The 23,211-nt window shown below is 56.3% G+C and carries 21 protein-coding genes; 18 read left to right on the top strand and 3 right to left on the bottom strand.

All coding sequences use genetic code 11. The features are described 5' to 3' along the window. Window positions 1-5 precede the first annotated feature (5 nt). The 7 genes from ehuB (at window position 6) to P1U71_RS13115 (ending at window position 7,725) form a co-directional block, all read left to right on the top strand. Complete coding sequence (gene ehuB, locus P1U71_RS13145; RefSeq protein WP_367281193.1) at window positions 6-815, top strand: ectoine/hydroxyectoine ABC transporter substrate-binding protein EhuB; 810 nt, start codon at window positions 6-8, stop codon at window positions 813-815. 75 nt (window positions 816-890) lie between these two features. Then, complete coding sequence (ehuC, locus tag P1U71_RS13140; protein WP_301106068.1) at window positions 891-1,559, top strand: ectoine/hydroxyectoine ABC transporter permease subunit EhuC; 669 nt, start codon at window positions 891-893, stop codon at window positions 1,557-1,559. A gap of 3 nt (window positions 1,560-1,562) precedes the next feature. Beyond that, complete coding sequence (gene ehuD, locus P1U71_RS13135; protein ID WP_301106067.1) at window positions 1,563-2,231, top strand: ectoine/hydroxyectoine ABC transporter permease subunit EhuD; 669 nt, start codon at window positions 1,563-1,565, stop codon at window positions 2,229-2,231. Between the two features lie 148 nt (window positions 2,232-2,379). Beyond that, window positions 2,380-3,432 (top strand): diaminopropionate ammonia-lyase, encoded by a 1,053-nt coding sequence (locus tag P1U71_RS13130; RefSeq protein WP_301106066.1) that lies wholly within the window; start codon window positions 2,380-2,382, stop codon window positions 3,430-3,432. Window positions 3,433-3,436: 4 nt separating this feature from the next. Beyond that, window positions 3,437-5,782 (top strand): molybdopterin-dependent oxidoreductase, encoded by a 2,346-nt coding sequence (locus P1U71_RS13125; RefSeq protein ID WP_301106065.1) that lies wholly within the window; start codon window positions 3,437-3,439, stop codon window positions 5,780-5,782. A gap of 21 nt (window positions 5,783-5,803) precedes the next feature. After that, complete coding sequence (locus P1U71_RS13120; protein ID WP_301106064.1) at window positions 5,804-6,973, top strand: Xaa-Pro peptidase family protein; 1,170 nt, start codon at window positions 5,804-5,806, stop codon at window positions 6,971-6,973. A 5-nt stretch (window positions 6,974-6,978) separates the two neighbouring features. Continuing rightward, window positions 6,979-7,725, top strand: a complete 747-nt coding sequence (locus P1U71_RS13115) for an aspartate/glutamate racemase family protein (protein ID WP_301106063.1) — start codon at window positions 6,979-6,981, stop codon at window positions 7,723-7,725. A 3-nt stretch (window positions 7,726-7,728) separates the two neighbouring features. Here P1U71_RS13115 and P1U71_RS13110 read toward each other — a convergent pair whose 3' ends face one another. Further along, the gene (locus P1U71_RS13110) at window positions 7,729-8,649 is read right to left on the bottom strand and encodes a DMT family transporter (protein ID WP_301106062.1); all 921 of its coding nucleotides are present in this window, start codon (window positions 8,647-8,649) and stop codon (window positions 7,729-7,731) included. Between the two features lie 99 nt (window positions 8,650-8,748). Then, entirely contained in the window at window positions 8,749-9,273 is a 525-nt protein-coding gene (locus P1U71_RS13105; RefSeq protein WP_301106061.1) for a hypothetical protein, read from the bottom strand. Between the two features lie 246 nt (window positions 9,274-9,519). Here P1U71_RS13105 and P1U71_RS13100 point away from each other — a divergent pair, with 246 nt between their 5' ends. The 6 genes from P1U71_RS13100 (at window position 9,520) to P1U71_RS13075 (ending at window position 17,320) form a co-directional block, all read left to right on the top strand. Next, the gene (locus P1U71_RS13100) at window positions 9,520-10,305 is read left to right on the top strand and encodes a DeoR/GlpR family DNA-binding transcription regulator (protein ID WP_301106060.1); all 786 of its coding nucleotides are present in this window, start codon (window positions 9,520-9,522) and stop codon (window positions 10,303-10,305) included. Then, a complete protein-coding gene (locus P1U71_RS13095) occupies window positions 10,295-11,404 on the top strand; it encodes an ABC transporter ATP-binding protein (protein WP_301106059.1) in 1,110 nt (369 codons plus the stop codon). Before P1U71_RS13100 ends, P1U71_RS13095 begins: the two co-directional genes overlap by 11 nt. A 51-nt stretch (window positions 11,405-11,455) precedes the next feature. Further along, a complete protein-coding gene (locus tag P1U71_RS13090; protein WP_301106058.1) occupies window positions 11,456-12,745 on the top strand; it encodes an ABC transporter substrate-binding protein in 1,290 nt (429 codons plus the stop codon). A 92-nt stretch (window positions 12,746-12,837) separates the two neighbouring features. Beyond that, window positions 12,838-13,704, top strand: a complete 867-nt coding sequence (locus P1U71_RS13085; RefSeq protein ID WP_367281192.1) for a carbohydrate ABC transporter permease — start codon at window positions 12,838-12,840, stop codon at window positions 13,702-13,704. Further along, window positions 13,701-14,546 (top strand): carbohydrate ABC transporter permease, encoded by an 846-nt coding sequence (locus tag P1U71_RS13080; protein WP_301106056.1) that lies wholly within the window; start codon window positions 13,701-13,703, stop codon window positions 14,544-14,546. Before P1U71_RS13085 ends, P1U71_RS13080 begins: the two co-directional genes overlap by 4 nt. A gap of 161 nt (window positions 14,547-14,707) precedes the next feature. Continuing rightward, entirely contained in the window at window positions 14,708-17,320 is a 2,613-nt protein-coding gene (locus P1U71_RS13075) for an AIM24 family protein (protein WP_301106055.1), read from the top strand. Window positions 17,321-17,322: 2 nt separating this feature from the next. On the opposite strand, the gene P1U71_RS13070 is transcribed toward P1U71_RS13075, so the two are convergent. Then, a complete protein-coding gene (locus P1U71_RS13070) occupies window positions 17,323-18,753 on the bottom strand; it encodes an NAD(P)-binding domain-containing protein (protein ID WP_301106054.1) in 1,431 nt (476 codons plus the stop codon). 173 nt (window positions 18,754-18,926) lie between these two features. On the opposite strand from P1U71_RS13070, the gene rfbF reads away from it, so the two are divergent. The 5 genes from rfbF to P1U71_RS13045 all read left to right on the top strand — a co-directional run. Further along, a complete protein-coding gene (gene rfbF / locus P1U71_RS13065) occupies window positions 18,927-19,700 on the top strand; it encodes a glucose-1-phosphate cytidylyltransferase (RefSeq protein ID WP_301106053.1) in 774 nt (257 codons plus the stop codon). 16 nt (window positions 19,701-19,716) lie between these two features. After that, window positions 19,717-20,790, top strand: coding sequence for a CDP-glucose 4,6-dehydratase (gene rfbG, locus P1U71_RS13060; protein ID WP_301106052.1), 1,074 nt, complete (start codon window positions 19,717-19,719; stop codon window positions 20,788-20,790). Continuing rightward, entirely contained in the window at window positions 20,787-22,025 is a 1,239-nt protein-coding gene (locus tag P1U71_RS13055) for a class I SAM-dependent methyltransferase (protein ID WP_301106051.1), read from the top strand. Before rfbG ends, P1U71_RS13055 begins: the two co-directional genes overlap by 4 nt. After that, window positions 22,022-22,561: a dTDP-4-dehydrorhamnose 3,5-epimerase gene (rfbC, locus tag P1U71_RS13050; RefSeq protein ID WP_301106050.1), complete on the top strand. Its 540-nt coding sequence runs from the start codon at window positions 22,022-22,024 to the stop codon at window positions 22,559-22,561. The genes P1U71_RS13055 and rfbC overlap by 4 nt, the downstream gene beginning before the upstream one ends. After that, window positions 22,558-23,211, top strand: a 654-nt coding sequence (locus tag P1U71_RS13045; protein ID WP_301106049.1) for an NAD(P)-dependent oxidoreductase, incomplete at its 3' end; no start/stop codon positions are given. The genes rfbC and P1U71_RS13045, both read left to right, overlap by 4 nt.

The raw sequence follows: 23,211 nt of genomic DNA, 5'->3' as shown, positions 1-23,211 counted from the left end.
CCGCGATTGGCGCCGTCGCGCTGACGGCGTTTGCGACCGTCGGCTATACGGGAACGCTCGAAGACCTGCGTGAGCAGGGCTATGCGACGGTGGCCGTGGCGAATGAGCCGCCCTACAGCGACATCAAAGGCGATGGTTATGTGACCGGCGCAGCGCCGGACGTGGCCCGGGCGGTTATGGCCAAGCTGGGCGTTCCGGAGCTCAAGGCCAAGGTTGTCGCCTATGGATCGATGATCCCGGCGTTGCTTGCCCGTCGTGTCGATATGGCGACTTCGGGTCTCTATATCAAACCCAAACGCTGCGAATCCATTATCTACTCCGAACCTGATCTCTGCGGCGCAGAAGCCTTCGCGGTTGCGGCAGGTAACCCGCATAAGGTCATGACATATGAAGATATTGCTGCCAACCCTGAGCTGACCATGACGACATGTGCCGGTTGCGCAGAAGAAGCCTATGCCTTGGAACGGGGCGTCAAGAAGGAACAGATCAAGGTCTTCACAGATCCGCCGAGCGGCATCAAGATGCTGCAGCAGGGCCGCGTTGATGTTTTCGCCCTCTCCGGTCTGGGCACGGCAGATCTCCTGAAGAAAACCAATGATCCGAACCTGGAACTGGTTATGCCTGTGAAAGGCGTACCGATGGGTTGTGCGGGAGCCGCCTTTAATCCGGATGATAAGGAATTCCGCGATGCCTATGACGCAGCGCTCGCTGAACTGAAAGAAAGCGGCGAGTTTGCCAAGATCATCGAGCCTTATGGTTTCTCCGCCGAGGCTACTCTCGAAGTCAAACGCGATGACTTCTGCCCAGGGAACTGATCGCGATTTTCTCCTGTCGATTGTAGCACATGAATACTGCCCCCAGACCGGGGGCAGTATTTGGAAGGTAGCGAAATGGATCAAGTCCTCGAATACAGCCCGATCCTCATTGAAGGCACGATCACGACCATCGAGTTGACGGTCGCCAGCGCCATTGTGGCCCTGATCCTCTCCTTCGTCGTCGGATTGTCACGCTTCTCCAGATTCGCGGCCATTCGCATCGCCGCGATCGTATACCTTGAGTTCTTTCGGGGGACCTCTGCCATCGTGCAGATGTTTTTCATGTTTTATGTCCTGCCGCTTCTCGGCGTTCATCTGGCACCTCTTCTTGCCGGAATCATTGCCTGCGGGTTCAACCTTGGCAGTTACGGCTCCGAAGTGGTGCGCGGCGCGGTGCAGTCCGTTCCCCGCGCCCAGCATGAAGCAGCCATTGCCCTCAATTACACGACTTACCAGAAATTCCGGTACGTGCTTCTGCCGCAGGCAATCCCGGTAATGATCCCGACCTTCGGCAATTTACTGATTGAACTGCTGAAACTGACGGCCGTCGCCTCTCTTATCACGATTTCGGACCTGACCTTTATGGCGCAGATCATCCGAGTGCAGACCGCTCTCACGCTGGAACCCTTCCTTATCATCATGGTCATCTATTTTCTCATCGCGTCCTGCCTGGTCGGCATCGTCGATTTTATTGCGAAGAAAATAAACAAGGGCCGCAATATAACCGTCAGGAAGGGGATATAAGCCATGAATTGGAGCTGGCAGGTCGCCTTCGACGTATTACCGCAAATGTTGCAAGGCCTCGTAATCACAATCGAGGCAACCTTTATCGGCGCCATTCTCGCCTACGCGCTTGGCCTCGTCCTCGCCATACTGAGGATGTCAAAATCACGCATTGTCTCGCTCACAACCTACTGGGTTTCGGAATTTATCCGCCGCACGCCGCTGCTCGTACAGCTCTATTTCCTGTTCTATGTCTTGCCGGATCTCGGGCTGTTTCTCTCCCCGCTTGCCGCCGGCATTCTCGGGCTCGGGCTGCATTTCAGCACCTACACATCCGAGGTGTTCCGCGCAGGCATCGAAAATGTTCCAACTGGCCAGTGGGAAGCGGCGAAATCCCTGAATTACAAACCCTACCAGACCATGCGCTATGTTATTCTGCCGCAGGCTATCCCGCCAATGATCCCGCCGCTTGCCAACTATCTGATCACCATGTTCAAGGAAACACCGCTTCTGTCGGCGATTACCGTGGTCGAGCTCTTTAACGCCGCCAATATCTACAGCAACAGCCACTATAAATATCTGGAGCCGATGACGCTGGTTGGCGCTTTCTTCCTGATTGTCTCCATTCCATCCGCCTATATCGCGATGCGTCTTGAAAAGAAATACCAGCGCCGCAGCGGCGGCTCCGTATGAGATTTCGCGCGCCGGATTGCAGGCGAGAGAATATGAAAATGTGCATGCCGGATACCGGTCAAAAGCCGTGAAATCTTGATAAATTTAGTCATCAAATAGGGTTTTCTGACATGTCAGGGAGGGGTATATTTTCTATCATTCATAGATTATGAGTACAAAAAAATCCCCGAATACCCTCGCTGATCACCGGCTCTTCCGGACATCGGCGGACCGACCTTTGTCCCTGCTTGCGCAGTGTCCGGCCTACGCCTCGACTCCCTTGCTTGATCATGGCGATCTTGCCGGGGAACTGGATGTATCCCGATTATTTATAAAAGACGAATCCCGGCGAATGCGGCTGGGAAGCTTTAAGGCGCTGGGCGGCGCATTCGCTGTGGCTCAGATGATTTGCGATGCTGCCGGAACTGTGGACCTGACCAGCGAAACCGCCAAAGCGACCGCAAAACGCATGACCTTCATTACCGCAAGTGCCGGAAATCATGGCCTTTCCGTTGCCGCCGGGGCGCACATCTTTGGCGCGAACGCGGTTGTCTATCTCTCCTCCCTCGTTCCCAAAGGATTTGGGGATCGCATCCGGGCGATAGGCGCGGACGTCGTCCGGATAGACGGCGTATATGAAGACAGCGTCGTCGCAGCGAAAATGGCGGCGGAGGAAAATGGCTGGCTGCTGTTGGCGGATGGCTCCTGGGAGGGGTATATCGACCGACCCGCACTGGTCATGGAAGGCTATACGGTGCTCGTGGAGGAATGCCGCGCGGCATTTGAGCGCAAGGGCACTTGGCCGACCCATGTGCTGATACAGGCGGGCGTCGGCGGGCTTGCCGCCGCCGTTGCCGCACATATTCGGGACTATTGGGCGGTTCAGCCGAAAATCACTATCGTCGAGCCGGAATTCGCGCCCTGCCTGAAGGTCAGCATTCAGAACAACCAAATGACACGCGTAGAAGGAGATGTCTCCAACATGGGACGGCTGGACTGCAAGGAGGCGTCGTTGATTGCCGCCTCGTCCCTGAGAATAGATGCGGATGAATTTGTGACAATCTCCGACGAGGCTGCGACGGATGCAGTCAATCTGCTCTCGCGATACGGTATTATGACCACACCGAGCGGGGCGGCGGCAGTTGCGGCTCTTCGAAATATGCCCCATGATCAAGACGACTGCTGTCTTGTATTCGTAACTGAAGGTCTGGAAGGGGGCTGAAACTTTGCCGCTGCCGTTGACATCCTCTCACTGGGGGACATATCGGGTTGAAAGCAAGGGGGGCGAACCTGTCGCCGTAAAGCCGCTCGATGAAGATCCAAATCCCTCTCCTATCGGGACCGCAATGATCGATACCCGGACAGGTCCTTGCCGCATTCGTCAGCCAATGATCCGCCGCGGTTTTCTGGAGGATGGGCCGGATAGTGACCGGAAGGCGCGCGGGCGAGAGGAATTTGTGCCCGTCAGTTGGGACATCGCCCTGGACCTGGCGGCGCAAGAACTTAACCGCGTGCGGGATGCGTTCGGCAATAACGCTATTTATGCCGGTTCCTATGGTTGGGCGAGCGCCGGGCGGTTCCATCATGCACAAAGCCAGCTACGGCGCTTTATGAACCTCTTTGGTGGCTGCACGACATCCCGCGATTCATACAGCTACGCCGCCGCCGAAGTTATTCTGCCGCATATTGTCGGTCCAATGGCTGAGCTATTGCGGGAGCATACCTCATGGCGATCCATTGCGGAGACTGGTTCAAAAGTTATTGCCTTCGGTGGAATGGCTGCCCGTAATTCGCAAATGAACTCTGGCGGTGTTGGCCGCCATAGTCAGGCGGAGGATATGTCGGCTGCCCGGAAAGCCGGAGCTGAGTTCATCAATATCAGCCCCAGCAATTCAGATGTGAGCGGGGAGCTTGACTCAGAATGGATACCCATTCACCCGAACACCGACACCGCCCTGATGCTCGCCCTTGCCCACACGCTTTTCGTGGAAAATCTTCATGACCGGGTGTTTCTGAAAAGCCATTGCACCGGGTTTGAACAATTCCATCCATATCTTACAGGCGAGACCGATGGCACGCCCAAAGATGCCAACTGGGCGGCGGCAGTCACGGGCATTCCGGCGGCCCGTATCATCTCCCTCGCGCGCGAAATGGCGGCAGGGCCGACTTTCCTGAATGGCAGTTGGTCTCTCACCCGGCAACAGAATGGCGAACAGGCTATCTGGATGCTGGTCGTGCTGGCCGCCATGCTGGGCGGGATCGGCAAACCCGGCACTGGCTTCGGCCTTGGTTTGGGCGCGGTGAACGGCATTGGAAGTGATCGCGGATATTTGCCCTGGGCGGCGCTTCCGGCTGGGCGGAACCCGAAAAGCAGCTTTATTCCGGTCTCCCGGATCGCTGATATGCTGCTCAATCCCGGGGAGAAGTTCCGTTATAACGGGGGGGAGTACGCCTACCCCGATGTGCGCCTGGTTTACTGGGTCGGCGGCAATCCATTTCACCATCATCAAGATATTAACCGGTTAATAAAGGCCTGGCAAAATATCGAAACGGTGATTGTTCACGATCCTTTCTGGACACCAACGGCACGTCATGCGGATATTGTCCTGCCCACGACGGTCCCGCTGGAGCGCAGTGACCTTGCCGCCTCGACACGGGATGATCATCTTGTCGCCATGCAACAGGTGGCCGAGCCCTTCGCCATGGCGCAAAATGATCACGATATTTTTGCCGCCCTTGCCCGTCGCATGACGGCAAAAGGGAAATCCGGCACCAACTTCGAACAGGCCTTTACCAGCGGTCGGAGCGAGGCAGAATGGCTCCGTCATCTCTATGAGGAAAGCCGGGAACGCGGGAAAGAGTTTGGCCACGACCTCCCGGACTATGAAAGCTTTCTCGTTTCAGGAATCTATAAACTCCGCCCGCCTGCCGAGCCAACGGTCATGCTGAAAAGCTTTCGTACCGACCCAGTGGAAAACCCCTTGCCAACCCCGTCCGGCAGGATCGAGATTTTCAGCGAGATAATTGCCGCATTTGGCCTCGCGGATAATCCCGGCCACCCAAACTGGCAGGCACCCGATGAATGGCTGGGTGCGTCATTAGCGGACAAATACCCCCTGCATCTCATCACCCATCAGCCAAGCAGGCGCCTGCATAGCCAGCTTGACCAAAGCGCCCATAGCCGCGCCGGAAAGATCAAGGGACGGGAGCCTTGCCGGATCCATCCCGATGACGCCCGCGCGCGCGGCATAGCGGAGGGTGACCTTGTCAGACTCTTCAATGATCGCGGGGCCTGCCTCAGTGCCGCGCAGTTTGATGCTGGCCTGCTTCGCGGCGTCATCATGATGGCGACGGGGGCCTGGTATGATCCGGATCTGGAAAATGAGCCTGAATGCTGCAAGCATGGCAACCCCAATTTGCTGACACGGGACGCGCCGACATCGGACATAGCCTCCGGTCCCAGTGCCCTTACCTGCCTTGTCGACATTGAACGATTGCAGCGCGAAGCCCCCGCCGTCACAATCCATGAGGCACCGCCGATTGCGAATATCTCGCGTGACGCGCCTGACTAAAAAGAGGAGACTATCCGATCCATGCGCCCCCTCCCGAAACGTGGATTTGACCGCAGCGAATTTGAAAGCCGGATGCAGAAGGTGCAGGCCCGCATGCGCGCGGAGAAGCTCGACGTCATTCTGCTGACGACTGAACCGGATGTGCGTTACTTTACCGGTTTCTTCACCCAGTTCTGGGAAAGCCCGACGCGCCCCTGGTTCGTTTTGCTACCCCTGAATGGCAAACCGATTGCAGTGATCCCGGAAATCGGGGCTGCGGGGATGGCCGGAACCTGGGTTGAGGATATTCACACCTGGCCCGCGCCGCGCCCGGTGGACGACGGCATTTCCCTCCTCCGTGATATGATCTTGCAACTGCCAAGGCGTTTTGGCCGGATCGGCGTGCCGCTCGGCCATGAGAGTATCTTGCGGATGCCGGCAGGCGACTATCAGAAGCTGTGCGACGGCCTTACCTCCTTTGAGATTGCCGATGCGTCCCTCCTCCTTCATCAATTGCGCTATGTAAAGTCAGCGGCGGAAGTCGAGAAGATCCATTATATCTGTGATCTTACCTCTGACGTTTTTGAAGATCTCCCAAAGACACTGAAGGCCGGAGAGAGTGAGCGGCAAAACTGTCACCGGATGCGTATTGACTTGCTGGAACGCGGCGCGGATACAACCCCCTATCTCATTTCCGGCTCCGGTCCGGGTGGCTATGACAGCATCATCATGGGGCCGACTGACCGTATTATCGAGGCAGGTGATATCCTTATCATCGATACCGGGACAACCTTCGATGGATATTTTTGCGATTTCGATCGGAACTTCGCCTTCGGATATGCCGATGACGATGTTCGCCGCGCCTATGAAACCGTCTATGCCGCAACGGATGCAGGTTTCGCCGTCGCCCGCCCCGGCGCGACCACCAGCGATGTCTGGGCGGCAATGTGGTCCGTGATGGAAGCTGGCGGCGCCCTCGGCAACAGTGTCGGACGTCTCGGGCATGGGCTCGGAATGGAGCTCACCGAATGGCCATCCAACACGGCAGATGACATGACACCGCTGGAACCCGGCGTTGTGCTCACGCTGGAGCCGGGCATGGCATTTGCGCCCGGCAAAGAGATGGTGCATGAAGAGAATATTGTAATAACCGAGGATGGCGCGCGTCTCTTGAGCCGCCGCGCCGCGCCTGAACTGCCTGTGATAGGATGAATAACATGAACATATCTTATAACTTGGAAGACATCGCCCCGGGCGGCCGGATCGGTCTGGTGGCACTGGCAACGGATTACAACAGCGAAACGGACCTCCGCCGTATGCTCCCCAAGGGGGTCGATCTTTTCACCAACCGGGTTCTCAACGCCAATCCGCTCACCATCGAGAATTTGCGCGCGATGGCGGGAGATATTACCCGCGCGGCAAGCGGGTTGCTACCCGGCCTCGGCGTTGATGTGGTGATCTATGGCTGCACCTCCGGGACGGCAGCAATCGGAGGGGAGGAACTGGAGCGGCTCATCCAGATTGCGCAGCCCGGCATTCCCTGCACAAATCCTATCCTCGCCGCGAGTGAAGCCCTGCGAACATTCGATGCAAAAAAGATATCGATATTGACGCCCTACGACGATGCGGTGAATGCGGCCGTCGCGGAAAATTTCAAAAAGGAAGATTTTGATATCCTGAATATCGACGGCTTTGGTCTTGATGACGATATCGAGATGACGGGCCTGCCGCCCGCCGCAATTGGTGAGGCCGCGTTACAGATTTGCGATCCGGACGCGGACGCCCTTTTCATTTCCTGCACGGCGATCCGTTCCTCCCTTGTGATTGAAGAGGTGGAGAAGACACTCGGCAAGCCTGTGGTTACCAGTAATCAGGCGCTCCTCTGGCATTGCCTTCAGTTGATGAAGAATGACAGCCGGGTAACCGGGTTCGGGAAATTGTTTGATCAGGCCCTTGCCTCTTGAGGATCAGTCAATCGTTTCCGGAGGCTTCGCCGCATTGGATTGCCGTCGGCTCAACACAATTTCTCGCCAGCCCAGCAGCAAGGCGCCGGAGAGGATAACCGCCGCACCAAGAATACTCACCCATCCCGGAATAGCGTCAAATATCCAGAAATCATAAAACGTCGCAAAGATCAGCGTGGAATAGGAAAAGGGCAGTGCAAAGCTGGCATCCCCACTCCGCATCGATTGAATAAAGAGCGATTGCGCAGAGAGCATCACCAGACCAATAGCCGCCAATGCGCCCCATTGCGCCATCGTCGGAGCTGACCAAAAAAAGCTCGCGGCGGAACAGGCGATGATCGCGCCGATACAGTTATTGATGATCAAAATTTGCAAGGGTGATTCCCGGCCTGTCAGCTTCTTGATCAGGATAACCTCTATTCCCATGCAAAAGGCAGCAAGCAGCGCAATAAAGGCCGCGGGATCAAAGGTGGAGCTGCCCGGGCGCAGTAGAATCACTGCCCCGACAAAGGCGATGGCGACCGCGCTCCACCTGAAGAGTCCGACACGTTCCCCCAGCAGCGGAATGGCGAGGAGCATTCCGAAGATCGGATTGAGGAAGCTGATGGCAGTGGCGTCAGAAACCGGAATTCGAACGACCGCCGTAAACATAAGGCTGACGCCGGCCCAGCCGAAGAAGGTCCGGCCGATATGCAACTTGAACGCGGGTGTTTGAATTTTCGGGCGGAGGATGAGGGACGCGCAGAAGAGCCCCATAAGCGCGAAAAGAAAACGGCCCGCGCTTACCTGCAATGGATGCAGCGGCTCCCCGAGGAGATCTGTCCCCAAAGATTTCGCAATTATTGTTGTCGCCGCGATAAGGGAACAGGCACCGAGCATCATCAAGGCGGAGCGCAGTGGATTTAATGCGCCCGTGCTAATCATACCGCATCAATTTTTCAGTGATTATCGCTGATCTGAAAAACGGCAAGTCCGGCCCATCCCCTCATAAAAGCCGAACTATAGAGGCGTCGTAAAAAGTCTTCAATGCAATGTTGATTTATGAGAGTTGCTATAGTCACGCAAACTGACAACCTTGCCTGTTCGCGCAAAATTCGGTTTGGACTTCCTTGCCACTTCCGGACGCGTCGGCAGAATAAGCCCGCTGTCTTTCAGGCCCTGAGCCCATTCCAGAATAGATGGTTTGGCTATTCGTACCGTGGCGGGTTCCAGGAAATGAGAAATAAGCGGCGCAATCTCCGCCTCTTCCCCCAGCTGGGCCGCCACAAGAGATTGTAAAATGCGCCACTCATCTTTGGAAATACCGCTGCAACACAAGCATCGGATATCCACCGGGCGGCTATAACCGGCGACCATAATCGACAGGAAGCTGTCCAGCGAGATAAGAACCCGCGGACATTTGGCCCGCCAGTAAGCTTCCTGCAGGGTAGTATAGGGCGAAAAACTCTGGCGCAGGCCATCGGACCAGTATCGCACGCTCCACAACGTCAATTGCTCAGGGTACTTCAGATCGCTCAGACTATCGGGGATAACTTCAGGCGTGTGCATCAGTCCGTCTTTCAAGTTTGGATATAGATATATCAATTAATAATGATAATCATTCGCAAAAATCAACCGCTTTTTTCCCTTTTTTGAATATACGCGCCGTGTCACATCGCCAAGCCGCCGCCTTAATGTATATTAGCAAAACCTTGACCATAGATAGGCGTTGTCATATTATGTTCATATGAACATAAAAAAAGGTTCATATGAAAATTCTAACTTCTGAGCGTAACAAAGTGCAACGGAAGAATAATGGACCTCTCCCAACGTCAAACGCATATCATCACCCTCGTCCAGGAGATGGGGCATCAATCCGTCGAAGGCCTCGCTGATCAGTTCGACGTGACCTCACAGACTATCCGCCGTGATGTTAATCGTCTATGCGATCTTGGTTTGGTGCGCCGCGTTCATGGCGGTGTCGAATTGCTCCCCAAACGCCAGAATCTGGATTACAGCGAACGCCAGATCCTCAATAGTCAGCAGAAATGGCGAATCGCAAAAGCGGTCGCGGCGCGCGTTCAGGACGGCACATCGATTGCGTTCAGTATCGGCACCACTCCGGAAGTCACGATGCAAGCGCTCGTGAACCATAATGAGCTCCGCATTTTCACGAATAATCTCAATGTCGCGATGATTGCCTCCAGCAACCCGTCCTTTGATGTGACAATCGTCGGCGGGCGCATCCGGTATGGCGACCGGGATATTCTCGGGGCCCAGACAGAACAGTTCTTTGATAATTACAAATTCGATATTGGCATTTTTGGTGTCGGCGGCGTGGATGATGACGGCGTCCTGCTTGATTTCAACGAAGAAGAAGTTTCTGCCAGAGATGCGATATCCCGCAACTGCCGCCAAACTTATCTAACAGTCGATGGCACGAAATTCGGTCGAACGGCTCATGTGCGCGGCGGCACGCTGACGGATGTAGATGTCATTTTCACAGACGAGGCGCTGCCCGGCTGGGCTACCAACATAGTGCGAAAATCCACGACCGAGGTTGTTGTCTGCGATACCGAGGGGGCGGAGCATGACGAATAAGGATTCACGCCTGTTTAGCCGCTCCGGCGAAGCCATCAGTCTCCAGAATTTGCAAAAAGGCTGGGGCGGTGTGCGCGCTGTCGATGGGATCGATCTGGAAATTGACGCGGGCAGCTTTACCGTGTTGCTCGGGCCGTCGGGCTGCGGCAAGTCCACCACATTGCGGCTGATTGCAGGTCTGGATGAGGTTGACGGGGGTCGTATTCTGATTGGCGGCAAGGACGTGACCGACCAGCCCGCCTCCTCCCGCGACCTTTCCATGGTGTTTCAATCTTACGCCCTCTTCCCACATCTCTCCGTCGCGGAGAATATCATCTTCGGTCTTAAAGTCCGGCGCGTCGGGCAGGCGGAATGTGAACAGCGCCTGCAAATGACGGCGGACCTTCTGGGGCTTTCCGATTATCTCGACCGCCGACCGAGCCAGCTCTCCGGCGGCCAGCAGCAGCGCGTTGCCCTCGGCCGCGCAATCATCTCGGAGCGCCCTATTTGCCTGATGGATGAGCCCCTTTCCAATCTAGACGCCAAGCTGCGCCATGACATGCGGGTGGAGCTGCGGGAACTGCAAACGAAGCTCGGCTTCACCATGGTCTATGTGACCCATGACCAGATCGAAGCGATCTCGATGGCGGACAAGGTCGTGTTGATCAATCAGGGGAAAATCGAGCAGGCGGCAACCGCACAGGAAATCTATGAGCGACCGGCCAGCATCTTCACCGCCAAATTCATGGGGACGCCGCCGATGAATATCATGCCAGCCTCAGCCTTGCTCCCTGCGGCGGCCAATGCTCCGCTTCCTCCGGTGAGCGACGATATCCTTATCGGCATCCGGCCCGAAGCTATCCGCGTGGAAGACGGCGGCGTGAAGGCGACCATCCGCAATATCGAATATCTTGGCGCCGATACGCTCATTGACTGCCGGATCGGGGACGCGCCCTGCCTTGTTCGTGTTTCCGGCGACATCCCGCCCTCCGGTAATGAGATTTCACTGACATGGCCAATCGAGAAGGTACATCTGTTCGATCCCACATCGGGCAGGCGGATTGATCTCGCCCAAGAGAAGGAATGGGCCGCCGAAACGGCGGACGCAAAGCAAGTGTAGAAAAAGTTGTCGTAATTTTATCAAAGAAACCAAAACCGAAAGGACAAAATGATGAAGACACTATTCAGATCTCTTTGCGTTACGGCAGGGGCAGTCGCCCTCTCGGCCGGAACGCTGGCATCGGCATATGCTGTCGATCTGCAATTCTATTTTCCGGTTGCTGTCGGGGGTAAAGCCGCAGAAACAATCCAGGCGCTGACCGATGAGTATTCCGCCCAGCACAAGGATGTGAATATCGACGCAATTTTCGCCGGGTCCTATCAGGATACGGTGACAAAAGCCCTCACTGCGGCACGTGGCGGCAAGCCACCACAACTCTCTGTGATCCTCGCCGTCGATATGTTCACGCTGATCGATGAGGATGTCATCGTCCCGTTTGACGATGCCGCCACAACGGATGAAGACAAAGCCTGGCTTAATTCCTTCTACCCCGCCTTTATGAAAAACAGCCAGACAGGCGGCAAGACATATGGCATCCCGTTCCAGCGCTCCACACCGGTTCTCTATTACAATAAGGAAGCTTTCAAGGAAGCCGGTCTTGATCCCGAAAAAGGCCCGGCAACCTGGGAAGAAATGGTTGAGTATGGCAAGAAGCTGGTCAAGAAGGATGCCAATGGCAATGTCACCAGATGGGGCGTTCGCATTCCGTCTTCCGGCTTTCCCTACTGGCTGTTCCAGGGCCTCGCGGCGGCGAACGGCAAGGTTCTCGCCAACGCAGACGGCAATGTAACCTATTTTGACGATCCGGCCGTCGTTGAATCCCTTGAGTATCTTGTGGACCTGAACAAGGTGCACGGTATCATGGCCCCCGGCATTATCGAATGGGGGGCAACACCGAAGGCCTTTTTCGAAGGTCAGACAGCAATGATGTGGACATCAACCGGCAACCTGACCAATGTTCGCACCAACGCGCCATTTGACTTCGGTGTGGCGATGCTACCAGCGAAACTCTCCCGCGGGGCACCGACGGGCGGCGGCAACTTCTTCATTTTCAAGGATTCCAGCGACGAGCAGAAACGCGCCGCCCTTGATTTCGTGAAATGGATCACCGCACCAAAGCAATCGGCTGAATGGACGATTGCAACCGGCTATGTGGCACCGCGCGCGGAAACATGGGAGACGGAAAAAATGAAGGCTTATACGGCCGACTTCCCGCCAGCGCTTGTTGCCCGGGATCAGCTGGAATATGCCGTGCCGGAGTTGTCCACCTATCAGAACCAGCGGGTCACGAAAATCCTCAATGACGCGCTCTCTGCGGCAATCACCGGCGAGAAAGATGCTTCGACTGCCCTAAAGGAAGCTCAGGCGAAAGCCGACGCAATCCTTAAAGAGTATAGATAAGCGAAGCTGTCCCGCCGGTTTTCTCCGTTAGACCGGCGGGACTCATTTTTCAGGTAGCAATATAAATGAAATTCAAGCGAACAACCGCACAGATGAACTGGATATACGCCTGGCTTCTCCTGAGCCCGGCGCTCATCATGTTGTTCGCCTTTACCCATTACCCGGCAATTGTCACCCTGATCAGCAGCTTTTTCTCGACGCCGCGGGGCAAGCGACCGGCCAAATTCATCGGCCTTGAAAATTATCAGGCCCTCCTCAATGATGAAGTCTTCTGGCAGGTCATCTGGAACAACCTGCTCTATGCACTGGCGACCATACCGATATCCGTTGCGATTGCCCTTGTCATGGCGCTATGGGTGAATGGCAAGCTGCGCGGACTCGGTTTTCTGCGCATGGCCTATTTCACCCCGACAGTGCTGCCGCTGATTGCGGTTGCCAATATCTGGCTGTTTTTCTATACCCCGGGCTTTGGCCTGATCGACCAGATCCGCAACGGCCTTTTCGGCCTGCCCGACCAAAACCTGCTCGGCCAGTCGGACACGGTCCTCTGGGCGGTGATGGCGGTTGCCATCTGGAAAGAGGCCGGCTTCTTCATGATTTTCTATCTCGCGGCGTTGCAGACCATTCCGCCCTCCCTGAAGGAAGCGGCGGATATCGAGGGGGCAAGCCGATGGACCTTCTTCCGGCGGATCATTTTCCCGCTGCTGATGCCGACAACATTGTTCGTGTCCGTCAATGCCGTGATCAATGCCTTCCGGCTGGTGGATCATATCTTCGTCATGACGGGCGGCGGGCCGGACAACGCCAGTACGCTGCTCCTGTTCTATATCTATGAGCAGGCGTTCAAATACTGGCAGACCGGATATGCCGCGACACTCACAGTTGTCCTGCTCGCACTCCTTTGCGTACTGGCCATCGGGCAGTTCTTCTTTCTTGACCGGAAGGTTCATTACCGATGAGCGAGCAAACCCTTCCCCGCACAAGATCCTTCCGGTTTAACTGGGATAAAACGCTCAATACCACCGGTGCCTGGGTGCTGGCACTGCTGTGGTTCCTGCCGCTTGCCTACGCGATCTGGACGGCGTTCCATCCGGCACTTTACGAGGTACGCTTTGATCTCACCGCCCCGCTAACGCTAGAAAATTTCACCAAGGCATGGGAGGCTGCACCCTTCGCCCGCTACTTTCTCAACACTGTGCTTCTGGTGACGGGCATTCTCGCCGGACAGTTCATCCTCTGCACCCTGGCGGCCTACGCCTTCGCCCGCTTCGATTTTCCCGGAAAAACGGTCCTCTTCACCCTCGTTTTGCTACAGCTTCTGGTGATGCCGGACATCCTGATCGTGGAAAACTACAAGACCATGCGCTATCTCGGGCTGGTCGACACCATCACGGCCATCGCCCTGCCCTATCTTGCCTCCGGTTTCGGGATTTTCCTGCTGCGCCAGACCTTTATGACCATTCCGAAGGAGCTGGAGGATGCGGCGCGGCTTGAGGGTTGCTCCATTCTCGGCGTGCTATGGCGAGTCTATATCCCGCTCGCCAAGCCGACCTATCTCGCCTACGGCCTTGTCTCGGTCAGCCATCACTGGAATAATTTTCTCTGGCCGCTGATTATTACCAACTCGGTCGAAACTCGCCCGGTCACTGTCGGATTGCAGGTCTTCGCCGCCGCAGATGGGGGCCTGGAATGGTCTGTGATCAATGCAGCGACCCTGCTCACCTCCGGCCCGCTGCTCATCGCATTCCTGCTGTTCCAGCGGCAGTTCGTGCAGAGTTTTATCCGCGCCGGGATCAAATAGATCGGGCGAGTAACGGCTTCCTTTCAAGGATTTTCGGCTGATTTAATCGCCAGCTATGTTAAGGTCATATTATTGATTGGCTATGTATGCTTGCCAGCCAATCAGATATTCGATTGTCGGCTGCGTTTTGACCGCTGCCGAATGGGATAGGCGAAGATTTTATGGTTTGGCGTAACAACGGAGTATTTCATCGGCTGTTCTGGCTGATTGTGCTGACGGGGACTGTCCCTGCTGCCGTATCAACGACGCTGCCACCGACCCACTGGTGCCTGAATTTCTCTGATCTCTCGTCTTTGTTTGCGCTTCCATCCGTTGGGTGCTTTGGCGGCAGCAGTATTGCCCCTGATTATCTGGGTGCGCCCTTTAGCTGGTTCTATCTTGCCCTCTTTTGCGTTGGCCTGTTGATTGCGACCCTGCAAAGAAAATTTCTCTTTGCGGTAGCACTCCTGCCTCTCATCCTTTTATTCGCAAACCCTGTATCGGAACTCAGCGTCTACCCCGGCGACCAGCTCACGCCTGACTATTTCGAGCCCAAATCCCGACAGACGGCCGAGACGATCAAGGCCACAGTGAAAGAAGTTCTGCCTGACTACGATCTCGGGACACCGGAAACCGACGCACAATATGCCGATGTTCGTCGTCTTCTGATCATCATCCAGAAAGACTTAAGTGCCTACAATCGGATGATGCGCAAAATAGCCCAGTTGAGGAGAAATCTTGAAGACGCGCGCGCAAAATCCTCTGATGCAGACAAGTTTTTGACTGAAGCCCGAAAAACTGTCGACAAGTTTAAACAATTGGGAGGGTTACTGAAAAAATCCGTCGAAAAGGCGGAAGAACTGCTGGAATTTGCCAAGAAAAACCAGACAGATGCCAAGAACCGCGTAAAGCGGATCGAAAAGGAAATCGCCAAGGCAACTGACCAAAGTAAAATACAGTTCGCCAGCTATATTTCCGACCTGAACAATCTGAACACCGAAGTTACCCGAAGCCTGTCCAAGGAACCCAATCAACATATCCGCTTCTGGACATTACTGATCAGCGCGGCGTCTTTTCTCTCTCTTGCCCTGTTTGCCGTCGGCAGTCGCATCCGCAGTCCGGAATTCGCGATAAGCTGCTTGTTCGTGATCGTGATTGCCTTCAACCCGATGGCCAAGGCGGCGGCCGGTGTTTCCTTCTCTCAAGGGCTGTTTTCGCTTCTTCTCGCGTCTTATGCCCTTGTGCTCTTTATCGTAACCGCCATCAGCCTGCGCCTTCTCGCCCTTGCCATTTTGCAGAATATTCCGATCTTTGCCGGGTTCAACAGGAGGAAATATAGCTCTTACGCGCTATTCACCGCGCTGAGATGGATTCCGATTGCTCTTTGTATCGCGGCCGGTCTCTGGCTCTCGCTTGAGATCGACACGCGCGCGCAGGATGCGGTCTATAGTGTTGAATGCACCGACGAGGGGACGGGCATGTTCGAATGCGCAACGCCGACGACGGAAACCCTCGTGACCCGGGGTGAAGACCCCAACCTTGAACGGGACATCTATAACGCCGTCGATATCGCGTTCAGGAACCAGGAAATTCAGCTTGAACAGATGCTTGCCAAATACCAGCAGATTGCAAAACGCACGCCCAAGCAGGTTCCTGCCTTTGTGGACAGGGAATTCACGGCCATCTATCCTGACGGCACCTCTCTCACGCAGAGTGTTCCCAGCCTCAATCTGCCGACATGCAAGCTGCATCAGATTGAGTGCCATGTCACGCGCAAGGTCAAAATCGCTATTATCGATGCCTATGATTTCATTCGCGACCGGCAGCGGGCGCGGCTCAACGACCTGACTTCCGGCCTCGCAACGCTCACCGGGGAGGAGGCGGACAAACGCCTCCGCGAGATCGAGCTTTATCTCAGCACCACCCTTGATGCGACCAAGCGCAGCGTCCGCAATGTCATCGCCGATGTCTTCTGGACTGTGCGGAGCCTAAACCTGCTGGCGACCATGATCCTGATTGTCGCGGCGGTGAAGAGCTTCGCCTATATCTTGTCGCGCGTTGCCTTCAAGAGCGAGGCGGGAAAGGCACTTCCCATCGAGAGCCTTGGTCCAGGACTAGAAGCAGCGGCCGGACCCTCCCCCAGCATCCAAAGCGGGTTCGATCCGGAGTATATCTTTCGGCCCGACGATTTCGGAAAATACTATATCAAGCCCGCCCTGAGCCCCTCAGGCTCTTCGCAAGGGATTGCCTGGCCGCAGCCGCACAAGGCGATCCTCCGGCGGCTGTTCTCCGGCACCTACAAGATGGTCAAGGTCGATCCGCATGAGGACCTGAGCGATACGATTTCCATCCAGACATCGCAGGGGCGGCAATTCCTTGAATGGAACCTGAAACCGGGGGAGCGTGTTTACTTCTCGCAAGGCAATCTTGCCGCGTTCAGCGAAACCATCCGTCTTGAGACGCATATTTCGCTCTGCCTGACAGCGATGGCTTTTGGGCGGATGTTTTTCTCCGTCGCGGAAGGGCCGGGAAAACTAGTCCTGCGTACTTTCGGTAAACCGGAAATCTATACATCGAAAGACAATTCGCGGGCGATTGATCCGCTCCGTTTCATCGGTTGGAGCGATTCTGCGCATTTTCATATCAATTCCTCCTCCAGCCTTGAGAATATCTATTTCCACTCCGCGCAGATCCGCTTTTCTCATGGCGGTGCGGCGATCGGGGATGTGTCAGAAAACGGCAAGAGAGGTGCAGGCGCCATCCGCTTTATTCCGCCGGTCTTCCTCCCCTTTTAGAGTTACTCCTCCTCCCGCCATTCATCGCCAAGCAGTTCTGGATCGCTATAGTCATAAAAATTCTGAAGATGCTGACCTGCGGCTTCCTTGAAGAACTGCACCGCGAGCGCGTTGACCAGCCGTTCCGCTCCGATATTCACACCCGGAATATCACTGCTGACCGCCGCATGGCTTAATGTCGTTGCCGCATTAAAAAGATGGATGCGATTGAGATAAGGCGCGGTGCCGCCCTCCTTTTCCAGAAACTCAAATGCGGGCCCGAGATAGGGAAACCGCCCCAGTTCCTCATTTGCAACATCCTCCGGCGGCGTAAAGCAATCCCGCCAGAGCCGGACCTTATCGGCAAAATCGGCAAGTTCCGGTTGCTGTCTAATATCAATTGCATATCCGGTCCCAAGGACAAGGAAATCGCCCGCAAAGCTCTCCTGCCCTGCCGCAAGATGAACCTGGCCTTCCTTCACATATGCATCCTTTACGTCAACGCCCGTGTGAATATGGAAATTATCAAACTCCTTCAGACGCAGCATGGAAAGGCGCGGCGCGGCAACCCGGCTACCGAGCCCATGATGCAGGAAACGCCAGCGCGTTTCATCATCGAGCGAAGAAAATCCCCTGAAATAGCCAGCATAAACCGTGCTTTTGAATTTGTTGAGGCGCGGTATCTCCGGGGCCCGCATCAGAAGATGCACGTCCGCCGCGCCATTCTCCAGTGCCGCTGCGGCACTATCGACCGCCGACGCCGCGCCGCCAATAACCAGCAGGCGCTTTCCCGACAGCCGGTTGAAATCAATCACATCTTCCGTATGGGCATAGTAATTGGCAGGAACGTTCCTGAAAACTTCCGGCAATCTTGTCCCGCCAAAGGCCGCACGGCCCGTCGCCAGAACAAGACTGCGCACCAAAAGATCAAAATCACCTTCGGGCCCGCAGAGATAGACTCTCAGCAATTCACCTTCTGGCTTTATCCGCAAAAGCCTGACGTTATTCTCCGTGGGGATCTCCAGGATGTGCCGATACCAGCGCAAATAATCCATCCAGGTTTCTGTCGGAATATACCCCAGCGCGTTCCAGTCCGCATCGCCCCACTTTGCGCGATACCATGCCTGAAAGGTGAGAGACGGCAATCCCAAATTCGGACCTGTCAGATGCTTGGGGGAGCGCAGGGTCTTCATTCGGGCCGTCGTACACCAAGGACCTTCAAACCCGTCCTCCCCGGCATCGAAAACCCTGAAATTCCGGATCCCCTCCCGCATAAAACCAAAGGCGGCGGCCATACCGCACATGCCACCTCCGATAATGGCAACATCCAGAACCGGCTCACCACCTCCGCCCGCAACCGGCTTGACCCAGTTGTCCGGCGGATAGTTCAGAAACCGTAATTCACGGTGGATTTGCGCGTCAAGCGCCTCAAGACCAATCTTTTCGGGATCCATCAGACCTTCTTTTTATTTTTGCGTTCCCAAAGCATAGGGCAAGTTTCCATAAATTCATCCGAAATCTGTCTACGTCTCAGCCTTGACACTCACGCCTGATATTGAAATAAGACTTATCAACTGCGCGCCGCTTGCCTACAATGGCGGCCAGGCGCAAAAAGCAAGGGGATATCGTGAAAGCAGTCATCTTAGCCGGTGGGCTCGGCACCCGCATTTCAGAGGAATCCCATCTCAAGCCAAAGCCCATGATCGAAATCGGCGAATACCCAATCCTGTGGCATATCATGAAGATTTATTCCCATTACGGCATTCATGATTTCATCATCTGCCTCGGCTACCGCAGCTATGTCATCAAGGAATATTTCGCCAACTATTTCCTGCATCGTTCCGATGTCACCTTCGATCTTGAAAGCAACGACATCACCTATCACAAGGCGAAGGCGGAACCCTGGCGCGTCACGCTGGTGGAAACCGGCGAGGCGACCATGACGGGCGGCCGTTTGAAGCGCGTCGCGGGCTATCTCGATCCGGATGAAACCTTCTGCATGACCTATGGCGACGGCGTGGCCGATGTGGATATCGCCAAGCTGATTGCCTTTCATAAAGCCGAAGGACGTGAAGCCACATTAACGGCGGTGGCGCCGCCGGGCCGGTTCGGCGCGACCGTCATCGAAAACGGCGCGGTCAAGGAGTTTGTCGAGAAACCGGCCGGTGACAACGGGCTGATCAACGGCGGGTTTTTCGTGCTGGAACCGTCGGTCCTGTCGCGCATTTCCGGCGACGACATGCCCTGGGAAAACGATCCGCTCACCGGTCTCGCCGCCGACGGACAGTTATCCGCCTATCGCCACACGGGGTTCTGGCAGCCGATGGATACTCTGCGCGAGAAAAATCATCTGGAAAATCTCTGGAACAACGGCAAGGCCCCCTGGCGGGTCTGGGATTGACGGCGGAGAAGATGACATGACGTCCGCCAAAGTGCATCCGGAATTCTGGAAGGGACGCCGGGTCCTCCTAACCGGCCATACGGGCTTCAAGGGCGCGTGGGCGGCGGCGTGGCTCGCCAAAATGGGCGCGGAGGTCACCGGTATTTCTCTCCCCGCTGAGGGGGATCATTCCCTTTACAACAGCATCCAGGATCACCTGCCCCTCACGTCCCATTTCATCGATATCCGCGATGCGGACAAGCTAGCGGTAGCGGTAAGGGACAGTAACCCCGACATCATGCTGCATATGGCGGCGCAGGCGCTGGTGCGGCGGTCCTATCGCGAGCCGGTCTATACCTATGAGACAAACGTCATGGGCACGGTCAACCTGCTGGAGGCCCTGCGGGATCTGGAGGAGCTCAAGGCGGCGCTGATCATCACCAGCGACAAGGTCTACCAGAACAGCGACGATGGCCGCGCTTTCACGGAAAGCGACCCGCTCGGCGGCGACGACCCTTACTCCTCCTCCAAGGCAGCCTGTGAGATCGCAGTGGCGTCCTACGCGAAGAGCTTCTTTAACGAGAAAGGCATTCCCGTCGCGACAGGACGCGCCGGGAATGTCATCGGCGGCGGCGATTTTTCCGAAGACCGGCTGATCCCCGATATCTGGCGTGCGGCGCGAGCTGGCGAAAGTGTAACCCTTCGTTATCCCGGCGCCACCCGCCCGTGGCAGCATGTGCTGGAATCCGTTTCCGGCTATCTCATTTATTTGCAGGCGCTGGCGGGTGACGATGGCGGTTCGCTTCCCAAAGCACTCAACTTCGGGCCGCAAGGCGGCGAAGTGGTGACGGTCGGCGAGATCGCCCGCGCGGTTCAGAAAGCCTTCGGGATCAATGGCGACTGGGCGCTGGTAAACGACGCGCAGCCGCCGGAAAAGTCGCATCTCGCGCTCGATGCGTCACTGGCGAAAGAGACGCTCGGTTGGCGGTCGAGATGGACGCCCACGGAAACGCTGGCAAAAACGGTCGACTGGTACAAAGCCTTCGGCGAGACGGCCGATATATATGCCTTTACCCTCTCGCAGATTGACGAATACGAGGCCCCCTTATGACGACCCTTCTCTCCTGCCGTTTCTGTCATCAGGAACTGACCCGGACTTTCGTCGATCTGGGCGCCACGCCGCTCGCCAACAGCTATCTGCGCGAAGAGCGGGATATCGCAGCGGAAAAATCATACCCGCTCCATGCCCGGGTCTGCGTGAACTGCTTTCTGGTGCAGGTGGAGGATGTTGTCCCGGCGGAGGATATTTTCTCCGACTACGCCTATTTTTCCTCCTTTTCCAGCAGCTGGGTGGAACATGCGAGGCGTTATGCGGAGAAACTGGTGCCGCAGCTCGGCCTCGACCGGAATTCCCTCGTCATCGAGATCGCCAGCAATGACGGCTACCTGCTGAAGCATTTCGTGGCAAAGGGCATCCCGGTCCTCGGCATCGAGCCCGCCGCCAATGTCGCGAAGAGTGCCGAAAAAGTGGGCGTGAAGACGGAGGTCGCGTTCTTCGGGAGGGAGACGGCCGCGCGCCTCGCAAAGAGCGGGCTTCAGGCGGACCTGATGGCCGCGAACAACGTCATGGCCCATGTGCCGGACATCAATGACTTTATCGGCGGCATTCCGGTTTTGCTCGCCAGGGACGGCGTGTTTACCATCGAATTCCCGCATCTTCTCAACCTCATCGAGAAGGTGCAGTTCGACACCATCTATCACGAGCATTACTCCTATCTCTCGCTCCTGACCGTCGAGAAAATTCTGGGCGCCCATGGGCTGAAAGTCTTCGATGTCGAGGAACTGCCGACCCATGGCGGCTCACTGCGCGTCTACGCCTGCCATAGGAACGCAAGCGATTATGCCGACACGGCGCGGCTGCAGTCCCTTCGCGAAAAAGAGAGCGCGGCGGGCCTTGATACGCTTGCCGCCTATCGGAACTTCACCCCGCGGGTCGAGAAGGTGCGCGATGATCTTCTCGCCTTCCTGCAAACTGCGAAAGCCGACGGGAAAAAGGTTGCGGCCTACGGCGCGGCTGCCAAGGGAAATACGCTGCTCAATTATTGCGGCGTCGGGCCGGAACTCATCGAATTTGTCGTGGATCGCAATCCGGAAAAGCAGGGGACCTTGCTGCCGGGAAGCCATATTCCCGTTTTCGCCCCTGAAAGTATCTGGGACGAAAAGCCCGATTATGTCCTGATCCTGCCGTGGAACCTGGCGGAGGAAATCTCCACCGACATGGCGGCCATCCGGGATTGGGGCGGGCGGTTCGTCATTCCCATCCCGGAGCTTGAGGTCCTGTCATGATTTTCACGGAAACGGAAATTGCAGGGGTTTTCCTCATCGAGCCCGAGGTGATCGAGGATGAGCGCGGCCACTTCGCCCGGAGTTTCTGCGCCCGGGAATTCTCCGATCACGGCATCGATTTCCTGCCCGTTCAAAGCAATATCTCCGCCAATAAATCCGCCTATACATTACGAGGAATGCATTTTCATGCTGCACCCTATGAGGAAACGAAACTCGTGCGATGCAGCGCCGGAAAAATATTCGATATCGCCGTGGATATCCGCCCGGACTCCCCGTCTTTCAGGAAATGGATTGGCGTCGAGCTTAGCCGCGAAAATGGCCGTGCCCTCTTTATCCCGGCGGGATGCGCCCACGGTTTCCTCACGCTGGAGGACGACAGCGAGGTTTTCTACCAGATGAGCCCCGCCTATACGCCCGGCCATGACAGGGGCTTTCGCTGGAACGATCCTGCCGTTGGCATCGACTGGCCCGGCGAGCCCAGGGTGATTTCCGCGCGCGACGCAGAGCTTCCTGTTTTGGAGGAGGTTATCGGATGAAACGCTGCCTCGTCACCGGCGCGACCGGCTTTATCGGCCGGCATGTGGTTCGCCGGCTGCTGGAGGAAGGCTGGCAGGTTCTGTCGATCTCGCGCAACGCGACCCTGGCGATCTCGCAGCATCATGAGCATGTCGCGCTCGACCTGCATGATCCGGCGGCGGTGGACGGTTTCGTCAAAGCGCGAAAACCCAGTCACCTGATCCACCTCGCCTGGGAGGCAACGCCCGGCAAGTTCTGGCATTCAACGGACAATTTTCGCTGGGTTTCATCGAGTGCGCTTCTCCTCGACGCCTTCGTTCGCCATGGCGGCGAGAAGGCGGTGCTGGCCGGAAGCTGCGCCGAATATAAATGGGAAAGCAGCCCGCTCGATGAGGACACCTCGCCGCTCAACGCGACGACCTATTATTCCGCCTCCAAGCTCGCCTTCAAGGGGCTTGCCGAGGTTATCGCGACGGATATTTCCCTCGTCTGGGCACGGATTTTCTTCCCCTATGGCCCGGATGAGGACGAGAGCAAGCTGATCTCCTATATTTTCCGGGAAATATCTGCGAACCGCCTGCCCGCCATCCAGACCCCGGACCGCGCCGTCGATATGATCCATGTCGCGGATGTCGCGGCGGCGCTTGAAAGTCTCGCCGCCTCGGAGGCG

This window comes from Sneathiella sp. (assembly GCF_029233945.1).
Lineage (GTDB): Bacteria > Pseudomonadota > Alphaproteobacteria > Sneathiellales > Sneathiellaceae > Sneathiella.
Note: the sequence above shows the minus strand (reverse complement) of the source record. Positions and strands in the feature narration are given on the sequence as shown.

Coding starts and splice junctions, on each gene's coding strand:
- P1U71_RS13130 (WP_301106066.1), top strand. CDS start 2,380: ATGAGTACAAAAAAATCCCCGAATACCCTCGCTGATCACCGGCTCTTC.
- rfbG (WP_301106052.1), top strand. CDS start 19,717: ATGACGTCCGCCAAAGTGCATCCGGAATTCTGGAAGGGACGCCGGGTC.
- P1U71_RS13095 (WP_301106059.1), top strand. CDS start 10,295: ATGACGAATAAGGATTCACGCCTGTTTAGCCGCTCCGGCGAAGCCATC.
- P1U71_RS13105 (WP_301106061.1), bottom strand. CDS start 9,273: ATGCACACGCCTGAAGTTATCCCCGATAGTCTGAGCGATCTGAAGTAC.
- P1U71_RS13090 (WP_301106058.1), top strand. CDS start 11,456: ATGAAGACACTATTCAGATCTCTTTGCGTTACGGCAGGGGCAGTCGCC.
- ehuD (WP_301106067.1), top strand. CDS start 1,563: ATGAATTGGAGCTGGCAGGTCGCCTTCGACGTATTACCGCAAATGTTG.
- P1U71_RS13115 (WP_301106063.1), top strand. CDS start 6,979: ATGAACATATCTTATAACTTGGAAGACATCGCCCCGGGCGGCCGGATC.
- P1U71_RS13055 (WP_301106051.1), top strand. CDS start 20,787: ATGACGACCCTTCTCTCCTGCCGTTTCTGTCATCAGGAACTGACCCGG.
- P1U71_RS13070 (WP_301106054.1), bottom strand. CDS start 18,753: ATGGATCCCGAAAAGATTGGTCTTGAGGCGCTTGACGCGCAAATCCAC.
- P1U71_RS13080 (WP_301106056.1), top strand. CDS start 13,701: ATGAGCGAGCAAACCCTTCCCCGCACAAGATCCTTCCGGTTTAACTGG.
- P1U71_RS13100 (WP_301106060.1), top strand. CDS start 9,520: ATGGACCTCTCCCAACGTCAAACGCATATCATCACCCTCGTCCAGGAG.
- P1U71_RS13120 (WP_301106064.1), top strand. CDS start 5,804: ATGCGCCCCCTCCCGAAACGTGGATTTGACCGCAGCGAATTTGAAAGC.
- P1U71_RS13085 (WP_367281192.1), top strand. CDS start 12,838: ATGAACTGGATATACGCCTGGCTTCTCCTGAGCCCGGCGCTCATCATG.
- P1U71_RS13075 (WP_301106055.1), top strand. CDS start 14,708: ATGGTTTGGCGTAACAACGGAGTATTTCATCGGCTGTTCTGGCTGATT.
- P1U71_RS13110 (WP_301106062.1), bottom strand. CDS start 8,649: ATGATTAGCACGGGCGCATTAAATCCACTGCGCTCCGCCTTGATGATG.
- rfbC (WP_301106050.1), top strand. CDS start 22,022: ATGATTTTCACGGAAACGGAAATTGCAGGGGTTTTCCTCATCGAGCCC.
- ehuC (WP_301106068.1), top strand. CDS start 891: ATGGATCAAGTCCTCGAATACAGCCCGATCCTCATTGAAGGCACGATC.